The organism is Myxacorys chilensis (genome assembly GCF_059505265.1).
Map to the genome: position 1 here is coordinate 119,286 of NZ_JCACKG010000094.1, position 17,865 is coordinate 137,150.

Consider the following 17,865-nt stretch of genomic DNA (forward strand, 5'->3'; position numbering starts at 1 on the left):
CACCGTTGCCCTTAACACCGTTGCCCTTAACACCGTCGCATTGAGAGCCGTGATACACACGCTGATCTTATGTCAATTTCCTAAATTAATGTGACCGATTTGTGTAGGGGCACGGCACTGCTATGCCCTTATTAGTCAGGATTAATTGCCGATCTCAAACCAAGCCCGCAACACTTCAGCCACCGTCCACGCTTGAGCAAAACATCCATTCGGAATCATTGGCGCGTCGCCATCAAAAATCTCACTCAAGCTTCCCAAACCATGAGATGACAGATGATTTGCCATCGGTTCTAAAAATTCACGCGCTTTGATTGCATCGTCATACACGCGATAGTGCGCGATCGCATACGGCCCAATCAACCAGCCCCAGACTGTGCCCTGATGGTAAGCTCCATCACGCTGCACCGGATCACCGCCATATTGCCCTTTGTAATTGGGATGTTTCGGGTCTAGCGATCGCAGCCCGTAAGAGGTTAGCAGCGATCGCGAACAGGCATCTACAACGGCTTTTTGCTGAGGCGCAGACAGCGGACTTTCCGGCAACGACACCGCAAAAATTTGATTCGGACGTAACGCGGCATCATCCCCATCTGGGCTATCGAGCAGGTCATAGCAGTAGCCGACCGACTCATTCCAAAAGCGCGAAAATCGTACTAATGTTCGCTCTGCCATCGCATCATACTCGCGATGAGGTTTGCCAATTTGACGGGCAAACTTCGCCAAAATGCGGAGCGCATTGTACCACAGCGCATTCACCTCAATTGGTTTACCAATACGCGGCGTTACCACCCAATCGCCGACTTTGGCATCCATCCACGTCAGTTGCGTACCTGGTTTTCCGGCATATAGTAACCCATCTGCTGCGTCAAGATGAATACCAAAACGAGTGCCGCGACAATGCCAATCAATAATATCTGCCAACACAGGAAACAACGCTTCGATCAGATCTTGGTCGTCAGTAGCGATGTAGTAATGATAAATTGCAACGAAATACCAAAGGGTGGCATCAGCGGTATTGTAGTCGGGCAGTTCTCCAGCATCGGGGAAGCGATTGGGCAACATGCCTTGATCCACAGACTGAGCAAAGGTTTGAATAATCGATCGCGCAATTTCGGTGCGTCCTGTTGCCAGCGTTAGCCCAGGTAGACTAATCATCGTATCTCGTCCCCAGTCACTGAACCAGGGATAGCCCGCAATGATTGTCTTACCGTTAGGATTGTTAGGCTGAGGGCGATTCACAATGAACTGATCTGCTGCCGAAATGAGATGACGAATCCAGGGAGGACTACTTTCAATTTGTTTGAGGCGAGGGCTTTGCAGCCGTCCCTGTAAGTCAATTTTCCAGCGATCGTGCAAGCGCTGTTCGTACACTTGCTGAGATCGCAGGGCGCTCTCTCCCTCTAAATTTGGAGTTGCCTCTGTACTCGCAACCAAGGTCAACGATTGACCGGGTTCTAGCGTAGCTTGAAAGGTTGCAACATGAAGATGATCCTCGCGATCGCGCAGTCCCCGCGATCGTTCTGCGGCTAGGTCAAACCCGTAATACCAATCGTGGAATAGCGAAATATTGCCACCACACAGCAGATAAAATGGTACAGCTTGAGGAAAAGCAGATACGCGAACACCATGCGGCACAGATTCAACATCCATTTGCCAGTCATTAGCTGATGTATCACCGTGGTAATCACGATAATTGATCATGGTTTTCAACGTCAGCGTTAGCGGCTGCGTTGAACGATGTAAATGATACTGAACATACGTTGTGTTTTCCCCTTGCTGCATCCAAATGCGCTTTTCGAGCAGCGCGTCGCCGCAAGCATAGCGCCAAACCGGAATCGTTCCTGTTAAATAAAATCGCTCAATATGCTGATAGCCTTCAGGTCTAACCGTTCCATCAGACCAACGGTTGGTAGTTAACGGATAACTATCTTCCCCATAGCGCACTGAGTCTTCTAGCTTGGCTAACAGCAGGGTGCGTTGCAGAGGTGGCTTGAGGGCGGCAATTAATAATCCGTGGTAGCGACGGTTCAGCAGACCTGCGATCGTCCCTGATGCAAATCCTCCAATTCCATTTGTGACTAACCATTCTCGCGTTTCCGCCGTTTCTAATGCACCGCAAATTTCGCGCCCAAAATCGATCACCATCCCATTCGCTCCCGTACTGCATCCATCGAGTATTAACGCCGTTCGCCAGAACTACCAGTCGCCCTTTGAAATTCTAGTTGGCGTTGCTGAATATAGCCTGATTTCGCCACGAGAAAGTTGATTCCTCAATTTGATTCCATTCGGATGGGGTCAACGGTTGCTCCACGAGGTCGATTTGAAACTGTGCGATCGCGCTAGCAATTAAAGCATCCATAACTGTGTTAACCAGCACATCACCTGTTATGGCTAGATCCACTAAATTCAATGGCGTAATCTCTTCCTCAAACACCTGCTGGAAAAGCTGGGCATCCGGTTCTAGGCGCATTGAGCCGTGCTGCAAAATGGCCGATTCTTTTCGCAGTTGGGCGCTGCCAATCAGTTTTGCCCCGTCCGAAGTTACTAGATCCGCGACGGTTGCTGTTCCAAAGCAGTTGGGGTTGCGCCGATAATCGCGTCCCGCCTGCCCATAGTGGAGATCAACACCAAGCGTATGCCAGCCTCGAATCAGAAATTTAGAAATCGTTTGGTAGGCTTGCAATCGGCTACCGGACAGTCCAGAAGTGACGATCGCATAGGTGAGGTCGCCTTGATGCAGCACCGCCCGTCCTCCACTGGGGCGTCGAACCAGGGCAATGCTTGAGTCTTGCCATAAATGATTCCAGAACGCTGGATATTGACGCTGATGATAGCCCAGCGACAGGGTAACAGGCGACCAAGTGTAAAACCGGAGGGTGGGTGGATGTTGACCCAATCGATGTTGCTCTAAGAGCCAACTATCGATCGCCATCTGCACTTGTCCCGACGCTTGCATCAGAGGAATTAGCCGCCACGTTTCCATCTTTCGCTATTTGTCCACGTTTAATAAAATACTCATTCTTTTGGTAGAGACGGCTAGAACCCTTACTCTGAACAGCTATCCACGAATACGTCTATCTTACGCTTGATGTAGTGTCTCTACCTTTTTCTAGGTTAATGATTGAGATGCAGTCATTAAGGTATGTAAAGAAAATAAAAACAACGATTGAACCTTTCAGAGTTACTAATCACTGAGAGTTTTAATTGATTTTTGGAGGACTCTATGACTTACGCAACCGATCAAGACACAACCCAAGCGTTGGAGCAATTTCGTCAATACGATGTCGATACGCAACTCGCATTGCTGTGGTTCGGTTATTTAGATATCAAAGATGATCTATCTCCTGACCCTGCTCACAGCGCTGATGTCGCGGCTCACGCCTACTGCGATCGCATTCGTGAACTCCCTAAAGAGCAACAGTTGCAAGCGCAGCAAGACATTCTTAGTGGTGCAAGCAGCGAATGGGGACGTGAATATACTTCCCTCAGTTCGAGTGGCAGACTAGAAGTTTGGCTGCTGTTAGGACAAGGAATGGAAGATGGCTCAATCATCCAAGTGCCTTCTGACTACCAGTTGCCCAGCGAAACCAACAAGTTTACGGAAGCTATTGCTAAGCTGTCGTTTGAGCAACGGATCAACTTCATGAGAAGCGCCGTCATGGAAATGGGTGCTCCAGCAGGATAATAGAGTAATGATTTAATAGATCATTAGATCAAGATCATTAGATGAGCGTAGGGCGGGGTTGTTCAGTTGTCTGTATATGACACCGAACAACCCCGCCTTTGTGCTATTTCATACCAAATTCAGATTGCAGTAATTCATCATTGTCATCTGCGATCGTTGCGACGACGGTAATCAAGCGCGAAACTTCACCCGGCGATAGTTCTGCAACGGTTCGACTCGACAGCACAACAATTTGATCGTTAAAGATCCCAAAACACGCTTCAAAAGTACTCATCCAGTTCATCTCTAGCAGTTTTTTCATTAACTGCGGTTCGTTCTGAGCAGGCAGAGCCAATACCGTAGACCAAACGGTGAACGTGTCTTCATCCGTCTCGCCTGTAAGTTGAACAAACACCTCAACGCTGCCGTATTTAAACTTCCAGAGGTGTCCGCCCTCGGTTTGGTTCACCATGGCGCTATCGCTCTGATCGAGGCTATCGATCACAGTTTCGATCACCTCAATGACGTTCAATTCGCTTGATGATGATTCGGTCATGTCTGGATCAGATTGATAGTTCACCATAAGTACGCTTGTTTATATGTTGTCTACAGTGGGGACTGAGCGGGGACTGAGATTTACGGTAGCGCTTCTTTTAGCGGTGACAGCTCAGCCCACTTCTCTTCATCTTTGTAGCAAAGAATGGAGAGTTTGAATTCAAAATTTATATTTTTGACATCGCAAAATATAAATCTGACTGCTGACAGAATTTCCTTTGAGTGGAATGATCCCCCTGATAGATGAGGCTAATAGAGGCAGTGCGCAATAGTTTTTGAGAGTCATGGGCTAGCAAAGCTATTGACTCAACTAAAAGACACTCTATAGGAGATTTGTATGCCGATTTCCATTCGTGATGATGTCGTGTACATCATGCTGAAGCGCATCGACGAGAGCGATCGCGGTCCTGGAGCTGATCCAGTCAAATTTACTGAAGGTGACTTTGCGAGCATTGAACTGACACCAGCCCAGTTTTTGGGACATCTAGATTTCTTAAATCAGCGTCAATATATTAATGCTGAATTCTCGGGGAACGCCTACGCTAACCAAGATGACGTGCCCGATGTGGTCAATGCCGAACGGTCTGGATTCCGAATTGCGAATACCTATGGTGCGCCCGATGGCCCGTTGCCCCATTTGATTGAGTTTAAAAAAGCAGAATTGACTGAGAGGGGGCGGGAGATGCTGGCAGATATGATTGCCAATCCGCCAAAAGCACTAATGAAGAAGAAGGGCGAGGCGACCCCAATCCCAACGAAAGATACGCCGTTCTTAGAGAAAATCAAGATCAAGGCGGAACTCTCTGACTTGTATGATGCAAGAGACCTGACCGAGGTCGTGTTCCGCACGATGCGTGACATGATGACGAACGAGGCCGTAGACAAGGTTTCTGAAGAATTACACGTGCCGATCGAGGAAGGCACCGACGATAAGACGCTTTACACAGCCACTCCGCTGGCGACTGAAGTTTCCGATTTGTGGGAAGACACCAATCCAATTGTTCACTTCCTAAGCCGCGTGCGTCCGCCGTTGAAAATCAAGGCAGATACGTTCCTGTTCCGGGTTCGTCAAGAAGGAGGATTATCTCGCGCTATTCCTCCAGAGGAAGTAGTGGCGGCGGTGTTCTCAGCCACCAAAGAGGAACTTTCTCAAGAGCGAGTTCAGGAAATTGCAGGCTTTCTTCCCGATGAAATTCGGCACATTTGGGAAACCGCGTAAAGCGGGTGCAGACCGTTTGTAAGTCTCAGTTTGTAAGTTCCATTGGCAACGGATTTTTTTAGCAGATGTAGCAGATGAGTAGAGCCATTCATCTCGTCTGCTCTAGAATTTGTTGCCAGTTTAAAGAGCAGTAGGGGTTACACCAGATTGCCCCATCCCTGAATTGAGCAGATTGGGGAGCGGTTCTTGCATTGCGCTCTGCGCATCAGTGCTGTTGGAGGTGATGAGATCGCAGTTTTACAGCAGTTCTTGGCGCAGTCGGTAGATGATCGTGTTGGGTTCGACTTGACTGAGAATTTCGCGAATCACTGTATTTGCGCCTTGCGCTCCCCACGTGCAGCCCTGCTCTAAATAAACTTGGGCGGCTCGACCAACCGAGTAAGAACCGTATCCCGCGATTCCAGCTTGCGCGATCGCGGCTCCTGCCATTGCCGACAGACTGGTTGATCCATCTATTCCGGTAGCGAGTGCCGACGCGCTTTTGCCGAGTCCAAACACAAGTCCGCTACCGAGTTCTCCTAGTAGCAAACTGCCCGAACTAACTAAAATTGTTTGCAGCAGTTTTCCAGCTTCGTAGCGCGTCATTGGTAGACCGTATAAATCGGCGAGGGCACGAATCATGACCACGTCCGAAATTGCGCCGCCAATGAGGTCAAGTACGGCGATCGGGTTGAGCGCGATCGCAAGGGCTTTGTAGCGTGTAAATTTCCAAATCAGCGCCTCTGCTTCACCGTCGCGGAGTTCTACAATTCGCTGTGCCATGTGCGTTTCAGCCGTTCGCGCTTGAGACAGCGCATTGAGTGCTAGGAGCGATCGCCCTTCCCGATTCAAGATCGTCAAGATTTTATACTTCAGTTGATCAATGTCGGGCGGCGGGGTTTCCCATTCAGTCGCGATCCGACCGTCGGGATATTCCACTCGCATTTGGAGCGGTGCGGGTTCTGCCGCGACCATAACAATTTCATCAGGCGTCAGCAGTTGTTCTAACCGTTCGCTGCTGCCCGTTCTGCCACCTAGCTTTTGCAGATTGGCATACACCGCTTGACGACTTTGATCGGGATAGAGATCGATTTTGTTAAACACAATGATGATTGGCTTCTGAGCCTGCCGCAAATCGCATAGCGCTTTATATTCTGTGCGCGTGATGTCTCCAGCGACAACAAACAGAATTAAATCAGCGCGTTCTGCTACCTCTTGCGCCATCTCTGCCCGCACTTGTCCGTCTACTTCATCGAGTCCGGGAGTATCAATCAACTCAATTTGAACGTTGCCGAGTTGCTGAGGTGCGATCGCGCTCTGCTGTGACACCCATCCACCTGTAGGCGACCATCGAATCGTGCGCGGCTGCTGCGTGACTCCATTGATTGGGCCTGTTTCAAATACCTTGTCGTCCATCAGCGCATTCAGCACCGCCGATTTTCCGCGACTGACTAAGCCGAACACCGCAATACGCACGACAAACGTATCGAGCTTATTTAAATTGTCTGAAAGTGTGTCTAGCTCGCGTTTGAGCGTGGCTTGCAAAACAGCATTTTTTGTCGATCGCAGATACTGCGAGTAGCTTGTAAATGCCTGTCGCAAGCTCCCCCGCGCCCGATTGAAATGCGTTTCTTGAGGGTTAGACCGATTGGCTTTAGAAGAGGGCTGATTCAAGGCTTAACATGAGAACGAATGCACTGCATATCTCTATTCTCATCTAAAATGCTTCAATTTACCGCTCTATCAGTTGGCGCACCTTTGCGATATGAAGTTGAATGGTGAGACTCGTACCAGTTCTGAATTAAGAACGTAGATTTCACAGGCGCTATTCTTGCACCGACTCTTACACCGACTAAACCCGCGATCGCGGCTTCTTCATTCGGCTTTGCTGAATCTAGCTATGAATTGTCCCAATTCCCTTTCACCAGTCTTCACAAAGCAGTCGAACCTAGGGGATAGAGAAGCACAGAGCTTACCATTACTTCGTTTTGACGGGTCGATTCATTCTGTTAGTAGGTCAATTCATTCTGTTGGCGAGTCAATTCGTTCTGTTGGCGGGTCAATTCATTCTATTGGCGGGTCAATTCATTCTATTGGCGAGTCGATTCATTCTGTTGACGGGTCAATTTGTTCTCTCGATGAGCCAATTCATTCTGTTGATAGGTCAATTCATTCTATTGGCGGGTCAATTCGGCCTCTCAAGCGATCAGTTCGTGCGATCGAGGAGGTGAGATGATTGGTTCCCTTCAGCATCTCTGTGCAATCCCGATGGTTTAGGGAATTGATATTGTTTAGATCAAGGCACATCATCGATTCATACCCGGACTCAGCCACGCCCTTCATTCATCTTGAGCATTGGAGAGGCGCAAGGGTTGCTCATGTTCAGAATTCTCCGACTGCGCTACAACTGAGTTTGTAGTCGTTGAAGATGTGCCATGACGAATTCTGCTGGGTCACTGCGTTATCCTGTCACCCGTACCGCCGACCAAACCGACACCTATCACGAAACCTCGGTTGCAGATCCCTATCGGTGGCTTGAAGACCCAGATTCAGACGAAAGCCAAGCTTGGATCGAGGCACAAAATCAATTGACGTTTGGCTATTTGCAGAATCTTTCGGAGCGATCGCAGATCCAACAACGTCTCACCCAACTATGGGACTATGAAAAGTACGGCATTCCGTTTAAGCAGGGCAAGCGCTATTTCTATTTCAAAAATGACGGCTTGCAAAATCAAAGCGTCCTCTACACGCTGACTTCATTAGACGATGAACCGAAAGTTTTACTCGATCCAAACAAACTATCAGACGATGGAACCGTTGCCCTATCTGGATTTGCCATTAGTGAAGATGGGCAACAGATGGCGTATGGTCTATCGACGTCTGGATCAGACTGGCAAGAATGGTTTATTCGCAACATCGAAACAGGAGACGACAGCCGCGAGTCGGGTCATGCAAAAGACGGCTTGAAATGGATTAAATTTTCTGGTGCATCCTGGACACATGATGGTCAAGGCTTTTTCTACTCGCGCTACGACGAACCCAACGCCGCCACCAAGCTAGAAGATACAAACTATTTTCAGAAGCTCTACTACCACCGCTTAGGCACAGAGCAATCTGAAGATCTGCTGATTTACGAACGGTCTGACCACAAAGAATGGGGTTTTAGCGGCGGGGTCACTGAAGATGGGCTTTATCTCATCGTCTCGGTGTGGCTGGGCACAGATTCCCGCAACCTAGTGTTTTACAAAGAGCTGTCTGTCCCAGAGGCTCCGGTTGTTGAACTGATCAACACGTTTGAAGCGGAGTTCAGCTTTATTGATAATGATGGCAGTGTGTTTTGGTTTCAAACTGATTTGGATGCACCGCGAGGACGCGCGATCGCAATTCCAACAACCACTCCCGATCGTACTCATTGGCAAGAAATCATTCCTCAAGCGGCTGAAACCCTGCAAGGCATTAGCGTTCTTAACCATCAGTTCGTCGCTTCTTACCTCAAAGATGCCCGCAGTCAAATCAAAATCTTTGACCTCAACGGCGCATTCGTGCGAGAAGTCGAACTACCCGGCATTGGCTCTGTCGGGGGATTTGATGGAAAACGCGAGGATACAGAAACCTTTTATAGTTTCACGAGTTTCACTACGCCAAACACGATCTATCGCTACAACTTAGAGACCGGGGAAAGCACTGTCTTTCGTCAGCCGCAAGTAGATTTCAATCCGGATGATTACGAAACTCAGCAAGTCTTCTACAGCAGCAAAGACGGCACGCAGATTCCTATGTTTATCACCCACAAAAAGGGACTGGTGCTAGACGGAAGCAATCCCACCTGTCTCTATGCCTATGGCGGCTTTAACATTCCTCTGACGCCAAGCTTTTCGGTTGGCAATCTCGTCTGGATGGAACTAGGCGGCATCTATGCGGTCGCTAACTTACGCGGTGGCGGCGAGTATGGCGAAGAATGGCATCAGGCGGGCACAAAGCTCAAAAAACAGAATGTGTTTGATGACTTTATTGCGGCTGCAGAATGGCTGATCCAAAACAACTATACGTCTTCTGCTAAACTCGCGATCGCAGGTGGCAGTAATGGCGGTTTGCTCGTAGGCGCGTGCATGACGCAACGTCCTGACTTATTTGGAGCCGCCCTACCCGCTGTGGGCGTGATGGATATGTTGCGCTTTCACAAGTTTACAATTGGCTGGGCGTGGATGTCTGAGTATGGTTCGCCGGAAGACCCAGAGGAATTCAAGGCACTGTACGCCTATTCTCCACTGCACAATTTAAAGTCTGCTAATTATCCGGCGACGCTGATCACGACGGCAGATCATGACGATCGCGTTGTTCCTGCCCACAGCTTTAAATTTGCGGCGGCATTACAAACGGCGCACACCGGAACGAATCCTGTTCTAATTCGGATTGAGACGAAAGCGGGACATGGTGCAGGCAAACCGACAGCAAAGGTAATCGAAGAAATTGCTGATAAATGGGCGTTTTTGAGAGAAACCCTGGGGTGATTTATTAAGGACAAGCGTCTGAGTTGATCCAGCATTTTGAAATGCTAGAGTCGGATCACTACAACCGCCTAGCCCTGATAACACGGTTCAAAACAATCCAGTTGTAGGTAGAACATACTCACACAAATTGTGTCTGGATAAGTGTAATGAGCGCGATCGTAGCCATGCGATCGCGCTCATTCAGTGCAACGTTGGCGCTATCTCAAGCAACCGCAAGAAGTCACTAGGAGTTGCACTCTTTGTTAATCGCGGGCAACATCTTGTTCAACTTGATGCCGAAATCAGTAGAATCCTCTGTAGTAGCCGGAGAGGAAGCATTACCCGCTATGAAGAGTATTCCTGAAAGACGCTATGACCTCGATTGGCTCAGAGTACTGGCAGTGCTGCTCCTGATTTATTTCCACACCGCCACCATTTTTTATCGGGGCAACTTGGGAGAATTTTATGTGACAAATGCCGTGCCGAGTCCGGCATTGGGAGTCTTTGTCTCGTTTGTGCATCAGTGGCATATGCCAATGTTCTTCTTTCTATCGGGAGCCGCCGCTTGGTTTTCTCTAGAAACTCGTACAGCGAGCCAGTATGCAGGGGAGCGATTCCGGCGATTGTTTATTCCTTTTGTATTTGGCACGCTGGTTTTGGTTCCTCCCCAGGTTTACTACCGATTGTTGAATACACGCGAATATAAGACTTCTTACCTCCAGTTTTATCCGCAGTTTTTTAATGGCATTCGCCCAACTGGAAATTTTGAATGGGCACATCTGTGGTTTATTGTTTATCTTTTTGTGTTTTCGCTCATTGCCCTTCCCATTTTTATTTATTTGAAGCAGCAATCTACACAGCGTTGGTACACCTCAATTGCAACCAGGCTAGAACAATCAGGTGCGATCGCTTATCCTGCGTTGCCTCTAGCGTTGATTGAAGGACTGCTTCGCCCTAGATGGATTGGCTTTCAGAATCTCTACGATGATTGGGCAAATGTTTTGCTCTATCTTACTTACTTTGGGTATGGCTACATTTTTTGCAGCGATCGCCGATTCGGGCATATTATCGATCGACAGCGAGTATGGATCAGGGGGATTGCGATCGCTAGCATGTCGATTCTGGTTGGATTGTGGATCACCGACACGGTTCCAGACCGAAGCTATTCCCCTGCTTATATGAGCTACCAAGTATTTCGGGGCTTCACTTCCTGGTGTTGGGTGCTGCTGCTGCTGAGTCTAGCGCGATCGCACCTAAACGTTAAGACTCGGCTGCTGCAATACGCGAACGAAGCATCCTACCCGTTCTACATCCTTCATCAGACGGTGGTTGTCATGATTGGATTTTATGTTGTGCAGTGGAATGCAGGAATCTTGGAGAAGTTTATCGTCATCAGTACAGGTTCGCTTATAGGAACGCTCGGCTTGTATGAGGGATTGGTTCGGCGCATCAATTTCACAAGATTCTGTCTTGGACTGAAGCCTATTCAGCCGCAGAAAACAACTGATCAACCTATTCAAAAGTAAACAGGGTGAGAATACTTTAGACCGGTTGCATGACGCCCGTTCATTTTAAGCTATCTAAAGAATGAGTTTGTTTAGCGCATTTTTATGCCAGAACCTCTGCCCAAGGGGCGATTTGGCTGATGAACCAGATGCAGTAGAACGTTAGAGTATAAATCTTATGGAGATTGTATTCTATGAAACTGAACTATTTAACGAAAACGCTTTCGATGATGGGACGCTGGATCGCTACAACCTTGTTCTGTGTATCCGCGATCGCATTTGTTTGGCAGGGTGCATTCTTCTCGAACACCTCAGCTTTGGCTAGTCCTGCTTCAACATTGATTGCAAATGCAGGCAGCAAGGCTGAAGGGAAAGCAAGTGAAGTTGCTGGAGAAAACAAGAGTTTTGTCCGAGATGTGAAAAATAAAGTTCAGGACGCGGCCAAGAGCAATGCCGCTAAAGTTGATCGGGCAACTGATGATGATAGCGCTATTGCAGGCAAAGCCAAGCGAGATGCGGCTCGAATTCAGAAGAGAGCAGAGGAAGATGCGAGTCGGACTCAGGAAGCGATCGATAACAACAAGAACGTTATTGAGCGAACTGTAGAAGGTATCAAGGATGCTTTTGGTAACTAGATTGCCACTAGTTTAAACAGTCAATGTACGTTGTTTCATCACTGCATCTACTCAAATCTGAAGAAAGGATGCGCATTGATTGACTATGATTCTACTTCCGTCAACAGAAGATAGAACGTAAAGATAAAGCTCAGCGCGATCGCACTTAAACAAGCGATCGCGCTGAGCCTTTTAATAGGCTCTAATAACAAATTTGATACGCAATTCACTATTCACCGCTAACTCAATGCTAAACGTTAATCCATTGCCGAAAACAACAGCGTCAGTTGCAGCAGCTTAGGATGATTAGAGTTTCTGATTTTGTAACCGTTCCCTAACATGGGTCACAGTTCAGCCAGGATAGAGACATCTTTGGGCTATTGGCTCAAGCTGACTCTCAACCTCAAGAAATTTGTGACCATGAAACTCTCAATTCGTCGTTATTCGACTCTTCTCTTTACCGGAAGCCTTTTGATGAGTGCAGCATTGCCTCAAGTCGCAATCGGTGCAACCTTGCCAAAAGCAATGCCCGCTCAAGCTGTGTCAGAAGCATACGCTTCAAATCGTTTGCAATTCCAAAGCCGTTTGCCCTTACAGGAATCACAGAGCGATTGGCTCAGCCAAGCTCCAACGGACTTGGAGCGCTCGACTAATGCTCTTCCCCCGATCGTGGCTCGCCGTGTTAAACGAGAAATTTCTCGTAGCTTCAACATTCCTGTTGCAAAACTGCGAACTACAGCCGCCCAAGCACGGACGTGGAATGGCTGTTTAGGACTGCCCGATCCTCTTGCATTTTGTACCATGATTGCCCTTCCTGGATGGCAGGTCGTTGTGACTGGGCAACAGCAGAGTTGGGTTTATCACACCACTCAAGATGGCTCCCAGATCCGACTCAATGAAACGGCAAGTCTCCCCCAAGGATCAGAAATTGTTCCTAGCTTCTTGCCAGACGATCAGATCACGCCGATTTCAGATGAATCGGTCGTGTTTCAAGCCGTAACCCAAGGTGGCATTACAGGAAGAACAGTCGTTACAAAGCTAACGGCTGAAGGAACTGTGTCTCAGCAAACAATCACCCCTAACATTCGTTCTCAACCTGTGATTCTCAAGCGCGTCACACCTGGGCAAGTAGCTGCATTTATACAACAAGTCGAGCAACAAAAACTGAACCACTTGAATCGTCTCCGGTATCTTCTCAATCGAGGAGCGGACTTAACGACTACGCAGATCAGTACGAGAAGCGGACTAGCAGTCGAGTTTACAGATGTCGAGCCTAATCAATTGCCGTTAGCGTTGCAGGAAGTCAACAGCCTCTGGCAAGCGTTGATCCGATCGTAAGCGAAGGTGCGATCGCAGCCAGGACTACATCGAGCAACCGCTACGCATTGATCAACAAGACGTACTGCTATTGAAGTGAATAGAGGAGTGGCTACATTTTTCTGATGCAAGTTTAATGATTGAATAGAACCAATCAGCTTGTTGCATATTCAATTAAATGTTCATTCACCTCACCCCGATGATGTCAAGCAAGAACCTATGGCATTAGTACATACAATTTTGGCGGTCTTAGTCGAGCAGCCCTGTAGCGGATATGACTTGAGAAAGCGGTTTGAAGGCTCGGTCGGGTTCTTTTGGAAAACTAGCTTTCAACAGATCTATCGAGAGTTGACCAAATTAGAAGAACAGGGACTATTACAGTCTCAAGTTGTCCAACAGGAGAATCGCCCCGATAAGAAGATTTATTCGGTCACTGAAGCGGGTAAGCAGTATTTAAGGGATTGGATCACTCACCCGTCTGAAGTCAGTTCCTTGAAAGATGATCTATTGGTAAAGCTGTTTGCTGGATATTTAGTGCCTACGCAGACGATCGTAGCGGAGCTAGAGCAACATCGACAGCAACACTTGCAACAGTTATCAACCTATCAAGGAATCGAGCAACGCTATTTTGAGAACCCAGATGCCCTTTCTACACAGAGCAAGTTTCAATACATGACGCTACGCTACGGCATTCGGCAGGAGATGGAATGGTTGAACTGGTGCGATGAGGCAATTCAGTTTTTGAGCATACCGCACGAACACTGCTAATGCCACGGACGACGGCTCAATCCTATTGATCCAGTAGAGTGATTACAGTCGAAATTTTGCACCCCGATTAATTACATCTCTTCCAACTCCATCCCTTTGGTTTCCTTAATGAAAAAGGCAACGAAAAAGATCGAGATTGCGGCAGCTAGTGTGTAAAGACCATAGGCAGTACCCAAGCCGAAATATTGCAATAGCGGAGGAAACGTTGTAGAGACAATAAAGTTGGCTATCCACTGAGCCGCCGCTGCGATCGACAATGCCGCCGCGCGAATCTTGTTATTAAACATTTCTCCTAGTAGCACCCAGACTACAGGCCCCCAGGAGAACCCGAAGCAGAACACGTAGAGGTTGGCGGCGAGAAGAGCGATAATGCCTGACGACCCAGCCAACGTAGGGTTGCCTGCCGCATCCACCTGAGCCTGCCCAAAAATAACGGTCAGTATCCCTAGAGTGATGGTCATGCCAACCGAGCCTAGCAGGAGCAAGGGTTTGCGACCAAATTTATCTATAGAAGAAATTGCAATCAGGGTTGTAATAATGTTGACGGCTCCGGTCAGCACAGTGAGCTTGAGGGAGTCTTGTTCAGAGAAACCAACAGCTCTCCACAACACGCTGCTGTAGTAGAAGATCACATTAATGCCAACGAACTGCTGCAGTACCGATAAGCCGATACCTACCCAAACGATCGGTAACAGCCTGTTGTTTCTGCCTAACAAGTCAGAAAAGTTGGGCTTGCGCTCTCGTAGGACTGTTTCCCGAATTTCCTCAATCTTTGACTGGACATTGCCTCCCAAAATCTTGCCAAGAACGGAAGATGCTTCTTGTTCCCGTCCTTGGGCGACCAAGTAGCGGGGGGATTCGGGAATCGATAGGGCTGCCATTCCATAAAGTACGGCTGGAAAGGCTTCTGTCCAAAACATCCAGCGCCAAGCGGCAACTCCGAACAAGAATGGCAATTCTGCTGAACCGGCTGATACAGCAATAAAGTAGTCGGTCAGTAAGGCAATGAAGATCCCAACAACGATCGCGAGTTGCTGAAGTGATCCAAGCCGTCCTCTCAAGTTGGAGGGAGAACACTCGGCAATGTAGGCGGGCGCAATCACGCTGGCAGCTCCAACGGCAAGCCCACCTAACGCCCTCCAAAGAATAAAATCCCAAATAGTGAAGGCTATTCCAGAACCAATGGCACTAATGGTAAACAGCACGGATGCGATGACCATTGCCTTGACTCGGCCATAACGGTCTGCGATTTGTCCAGCACAGAAGGCTCCGATCGCAGATGCTAATAGCGCTAAAGACACTGCAAGACCTGTGAGCCAACTGGTGGCATTGTAGGCTTTTGTCAAAGCAGCGACCGCACCGTTGACCACAGCAGTGTCAAACCCAAACAAAAAACCGCCGAGAGCCGCAGCCCCAGCGATCAAAATGACATAGTATGTGCCAGCTTTACGAGTTGTAGAGGACATGGATACTCCCTTTAAAGTCTAGAAGTGTACAAGCCGCGATGAAGTGCTACGCAGTGGCTGAAAGCTTTCTAGTAAGGCTATTAGAACTTTTCTGCCTCTCAGTCTGTTTAGGAGTTTTGGCATCCTTTAGAGGTTACTCTATGCAGCGTAGATGCTCTTGTACTCAAGATTAGAGTTAGCTGACTGAGATATCCTACCCTCTAGGATAGGTTCTAGGGGCTGTTAGAAGTTTTGGAGGTGTTTATGCCGATCTGCGATCGCACGTTCATAGCTTGAGTGATCAAATGATGCGATCGATAAAACTCCGTACCCATGTTTAATCGACCGAAACATAATCCTCAGTGAACTCTGTGGCATACATAAAAAAGCGTCTGATATTCTGTATCAGACGCTTTTCATCAAAGACTATAACTAATGGCGAGCTTACTTAGTTTGATCGTGCGGCGTTATCCTTCAACGCGTCAACGCTCCGCTCAGCCGTATCAGAATACATCTGTCCAAAATCTTTGACAGCTTCTACGGACTCTTTGCCAATTCGCCCCAGCCGGTCCCCAGACTCGCCTTTTGTCTCGCGAGCTTCTTTGTTCCATTCCCCGGTCGTTTTGGGTCGATCAGAATTATTTTGATGAGCTATCTTGTCGATCTCTTTGGTTGCAGCCTTGCTACCGCTCTCTAAATTGGGATTCGTCGTTAGCAATAGAAAACCAACAAGAGCAACGGCCAAGAAACTTTTAACTTGAAGAGTTTGAAGTAAAGAACCAACGTAAGTAACTGCCTTAGAAATCAAATCTTTCATAATACATTCCATCCATTTTTCAATTGATTGACACAAGCTATAAAACGGTGAACCGCTCAAGGCTCTTACACAGGTCGTGCAATTTACTGAGAGGAGCTAGACACTAGCAATCTGAGCAGATTGATGAATCCAAACTAGAATCCAATAACAGCCCGACCTTATTGAGCAACACCGTAATAAGCACCGGCAGCAACAGCAATTAGAGTGAGGACTCCGATCGAAGTGCTAACGATAAAAAGCAATGAAGGCTTTTGGGGAAGTGGAGTTTCGCTGTCATGCTGAACTCCAGGAGTTTTAACTTGATCTGAATCTGTTTTCATTGTATTGACCACTTTCGTACTGTAATAAGCACTTACTACTGAGTGGCTTCTTCGCCGTTGGTGAGAAAGCTGTCAGTGAGAAAGCTTCTTCAAAATCAACGTCGTTCTCTTAGTTTGAGTAAGTTCACGACCTTGTACTGTCGTATATCACAGTAGTCAAACGCTGCCCTTAACTCTTCCTTCATAAGTAATAAGAAGCCAGTGAACGTTTGAAAGACTTTTCAGATTGAGCTTCTCTCTCTAGATACGGAGGAAATTTTCTAATAAAGTAAAATATCTGAACTGCAATTAGCACAACGCGCAACTTTAGAGGAAACGACTTTGCAGGCTCCGAAGAATCACGCCATTCCTTTAAATTGCACTGTGCGCTGATCACACTGGCCTACTAATTTTTTCTGGCATCACTGCTTTGTAGAAGGCGCAGGAGACGCAGGAGGCGGCCCATCGGAAGCTGGAGCCGTTGACGCTGCTGGAGAAGCACCAGGAGAAGGAGAGGCACTCGGAGATGGGGTTTGATTTCCAGATTGAATGACGAGAGGGACTCCATATCCGCCGCTTGTGCCTTCCGTCACGAGTTGCCTGGGATTCGTGGTTGAGCGAGTTTGAGCATCAGCGAGATTGCGCTGATATTGAGATAGTTTTTGCCTGACAGTCGAGTTTTGATTAGCGATCGGTTTGAGGAGCGCGATCGCTTTTTGCCATTGGCTCACGGCCAGTAGCCAATCGTCTTTAGATTGAGCCGATTCTGCCAAGCTTGAAGCACTCACCGCTTTATCATCTGCCTGTTCCAGAAGTGCGGCAAGATCCGCTTGAGAGAGCTTCTTTCCAAGTTTGACAGCAATGACTGTCCGAACCGGAGCGCCATTACTGGTGAGCGGCGCGATCGCTGGACTCGGAGTTACGATCGTATAGCCTTTCTTCTCAAACGGGAGCGGCTCCACTGGGCGCGGAGTCGGAGGCGACGAGTAAGCGGTAGGCAAGGTCGAACAACCTCCCATCAGCACCATCAGCGCAAGGCTGGCAGGCTTGATCCAGCCGTCTCTTTGGAAGTTGCGCCTTGCGCTAATCGTACGGTTAGAAGCAGACATCGACGATTACACCATTTCACTACTGCTCGTTATTGTGCCTTCATCTTCTGGTTTGATCGCATCTGCTTCCCTTGGTTCTGCATT

At 48.1% G+C, this 17,865-nt stretch carries 16 protein-coding genes; 8 read left to right on the forward strand and 8 right to left on the reverse strand.

What is annotated here, in order from left to right:
• Nucleotides 1–141 precede the first annotated feature (141 nt).
• Nucleotides 142–2,145, reverse strand: coding sequence for an amylo-alpha-1,6-glucosidase (locus tag AC5JLB_RS06545; protein ID WP_495873040.1), 2,004 nt, complete (start codon nucleotides 2,143–2,145; stop codon nucleotides 142–144).
• A gap of 73 nt (nucleotides 2,146–2,218) precedes the next feature.
• Nucleotides 2,219–2,983, reverse strand: coding sequence for a lipoate--protein ligase family protein (locus tag AC5JLB_RS06550; protein WP_495873041.1), 765 nt, complete (start codon nucleotides 2,981–2,983; stop codon nucleotides 2,219–2,221).
• Between the two features lie 240 nt (nucleotides 2,984–3,223).
• On the opposite strand from AC5JLB_RS06550, the gene AC5JLB_RS06555 reads away from it, so the two are divergent.
• A complete protein-coding gene (locus tag AC5JLB_RS06555) occupies nucleotides 3,224–3,685 on the forward strand; it encodes an orange carotenoid protein N-terminal domain-containing protein (RefSeq protein WP_495873042.1) in 462 nt (153 codons plus the stop codon).
• Between the two features lie 103 nt (nucleotides 3,686–3,788).
• Here AC5JLB_RS06555 and AC5JLB_RS06560 read toward each other — a convergent pair whose 3' ends face one another.
• Nucleotides 3,789–4,247, reverse strand: coding sequence for a YbjN domain-containing protein (locus AC5JLB_RS06560; protein WP_495873043.1), 459 nt, complete (start codon nucleotides 4,245–4,247; stop codon nucleotides 3,789–3,791).
• 309 nt (nucleotides 4,248–4,556) lie between these two features.
• Between AC5JLB_RS06560 and AC5JLB_RS06565 the strand changes: the two genes are divergently transcribed.
• Nucleotides 4,557–5,438 carry a DUF2267 domain-containing protein gene (locus AC5JLB_RS06565; RefSeq protein WP_495873044.1) on the forward strand — a complete coding sequence of 294 codons (882 nt, stop codon included), beginning with the start codon at nucleotides 4,557–4,559 and terminating at the stop codon, nucleotides 5,436–5,438.
• A gap of 237 nt (nucleotides 5,439–5,675) precedes the next feature.
• Here AC5JLB_RS06565 and AC5JLB_RS06570 read toward each other — a convergent pair whose 3' ends face one another.
• Nucleotides 5,676–7,091, reverse strand: a complete 1,416-nt coding sequence (locus tag AC5JLB_RS06570; protein WP_495873045.1) for a DUF697 domain-containing protein — start codon at nucleotides 7,089–7,091, stop codon at nucleotides 5,676–5,678.
• 314 nt (nucleotides 7,092–7,405) lie between these two features.
• Between AC5JLB_RS06570 and AC5JLB_RS06575 the strand changes: the two genes are divergently transcribed.
• The 6 genes from AC5JLB_RS06575 to AC5JLB_RS06600 all read left to right on the forward strand — a co-directional run bounded on the left by AC5JLB_RS06575 (nucleotide 7,406) and on the right by AC5JLB_RS06600 (nucleotide 14,111).
• Nucleotides 7,406–7,648 (forward strand): hypothetical protein, encoded by a 243-nt coding sequence (locus tag AC5JLB_RS06575; protein ID WP_495873046.1) that lies wholly within the window; start codon nucleotides 7,406–7,408, stop codon nucleotides 7,646–7,648.
• A gap of 204 nt (nucleotides 7,649–7,852) precedes the next feature.
• The gene (locus tag AC5JLB_RS06580; RefSeq protein WP_495873047.1) at nucleotides 7,853–9,928 is read left to right on the forward strand and encodes a prolyl oligopeptidase family serine peptidase; all 2,076 of its coding nucleotides are present in this window, start codon (nucleotides 7,853–7,855) and stop codon (nucleotides 9,926–9,928) included.
• 326 nt (nucleotides 9,929–10,254) lie between these two features.
• Complete coding sequence (locus AC5JLB_RS06585) at nucleotides 10,255–11,433, forward strand: acyltransferase family protein (protein ID WP_495873048.1); 1,179 nt, start codon at nucleotides 10,255–10,257, stop codon at nucleotides 11,431–11,433.
• A gap of 173 nt (nucleotides 11,434–11,606) precedes the next feature.
• Nucleotides 11,607–12,047 carry a hypothetical protein gene (locus tag AC5JLB_RS06590; RefSeq protein ID WP_495873049.1) on the forward strand — a complete coding sequence of 147 codons (441 nt, stop codon included), beginning with the start codon at nucleotides 11,607–11,609 and terminating at the stop codon, nucleotides 12,045–12,047.
• Nucleotides 12,048–12,446: 399 nt separating this feature from the next.
• Nucleotides 12,447–13,364, forward strand: coding sequence for a DUF8738 domain-containing protein (locus tag AC5JLB_RS06595; protein ID WP_495873050.1), 918 nt, complete (start codon nucleotides 12,447–12,449; stop codon nucleotides 13,362–13,364).
• 198 nt (nucleotides 13,365–13,562) lie between these two features.
• Nucleotides 13,563–14,111, forward strand: coding sequence for a PadR family transcriptional regulator (locus AC5JLB_RS06600; RefSeq protein WP_495873051.1), 549 nt, complete (start codon nucleotides 13,563–13,565; stop codon nucleotides 14,109–14,111).
• Nucleotides 14,112–14,182: 71 nt separating this feature from the next.
• Here the strand turns inward: AC5JLB_RS06600 and AC5JLB_RS06605 are convergent, their stop codons facing one another.
• From AC5JLB_RS06605 to AC5JLB_RS06620, 4 genes are all read right to left on the reverse strand, one after another.
• On the reverse strand, nucleotides 14,183–15,577 hold the full coding sequence (locus AC5JLB_RS06605) for a sugar porter family MFS transporter (RefSeq protein ID WP_495873052.1): 1,395 nt from the start codon (nucleotides 15,575–15,577) through the stop codon (nucleotides 14,183–14,185).
• Between the two features lie 427 nt (nucleotides 15,578–16,004).
• Complete coding sequence (locus AC5JLB_RS06610) at nucleotides 16,005–16,373, reverse strand: hypothetical protein (protein WP_495873053.1); 369 nt, start codon at nucleotides 16,371–16,373, stop codon at nucleotides 16,005–16,007.
• A gap of 158 nt (nucleotides 16,374–16,531) precedes the next feature.
• The gene (locus AC5JLB_RS06615; RefSeq protein ID WP_495696749.1) at nucleotides 16,532–16,693 is read right to left on the reverse strand and encodes a hypothetical protein; all 162 of its coding nucleotides are present in this window, start codon (nucleotides 16,691–16,693) and stop codon (nucleotides 16,532–16,534) included.
• A gap of 401 nt (nucleotides 16,694–17,094) precedes the next feature.
• Nucleotides 17,095–17,781 (reverse strand): hypothetical protein, encoded by a 687-nt coding sequence (locus AC5JLB_RS06620; protein ID WP_495873054.1) that lies wholly within the window; start codon nucleotides 17,779–17,781, stop codon nucleotides 17,095–17,097.
• Nucleotides 17,782–17,865 lie beyond the last annotated feature (84 nt).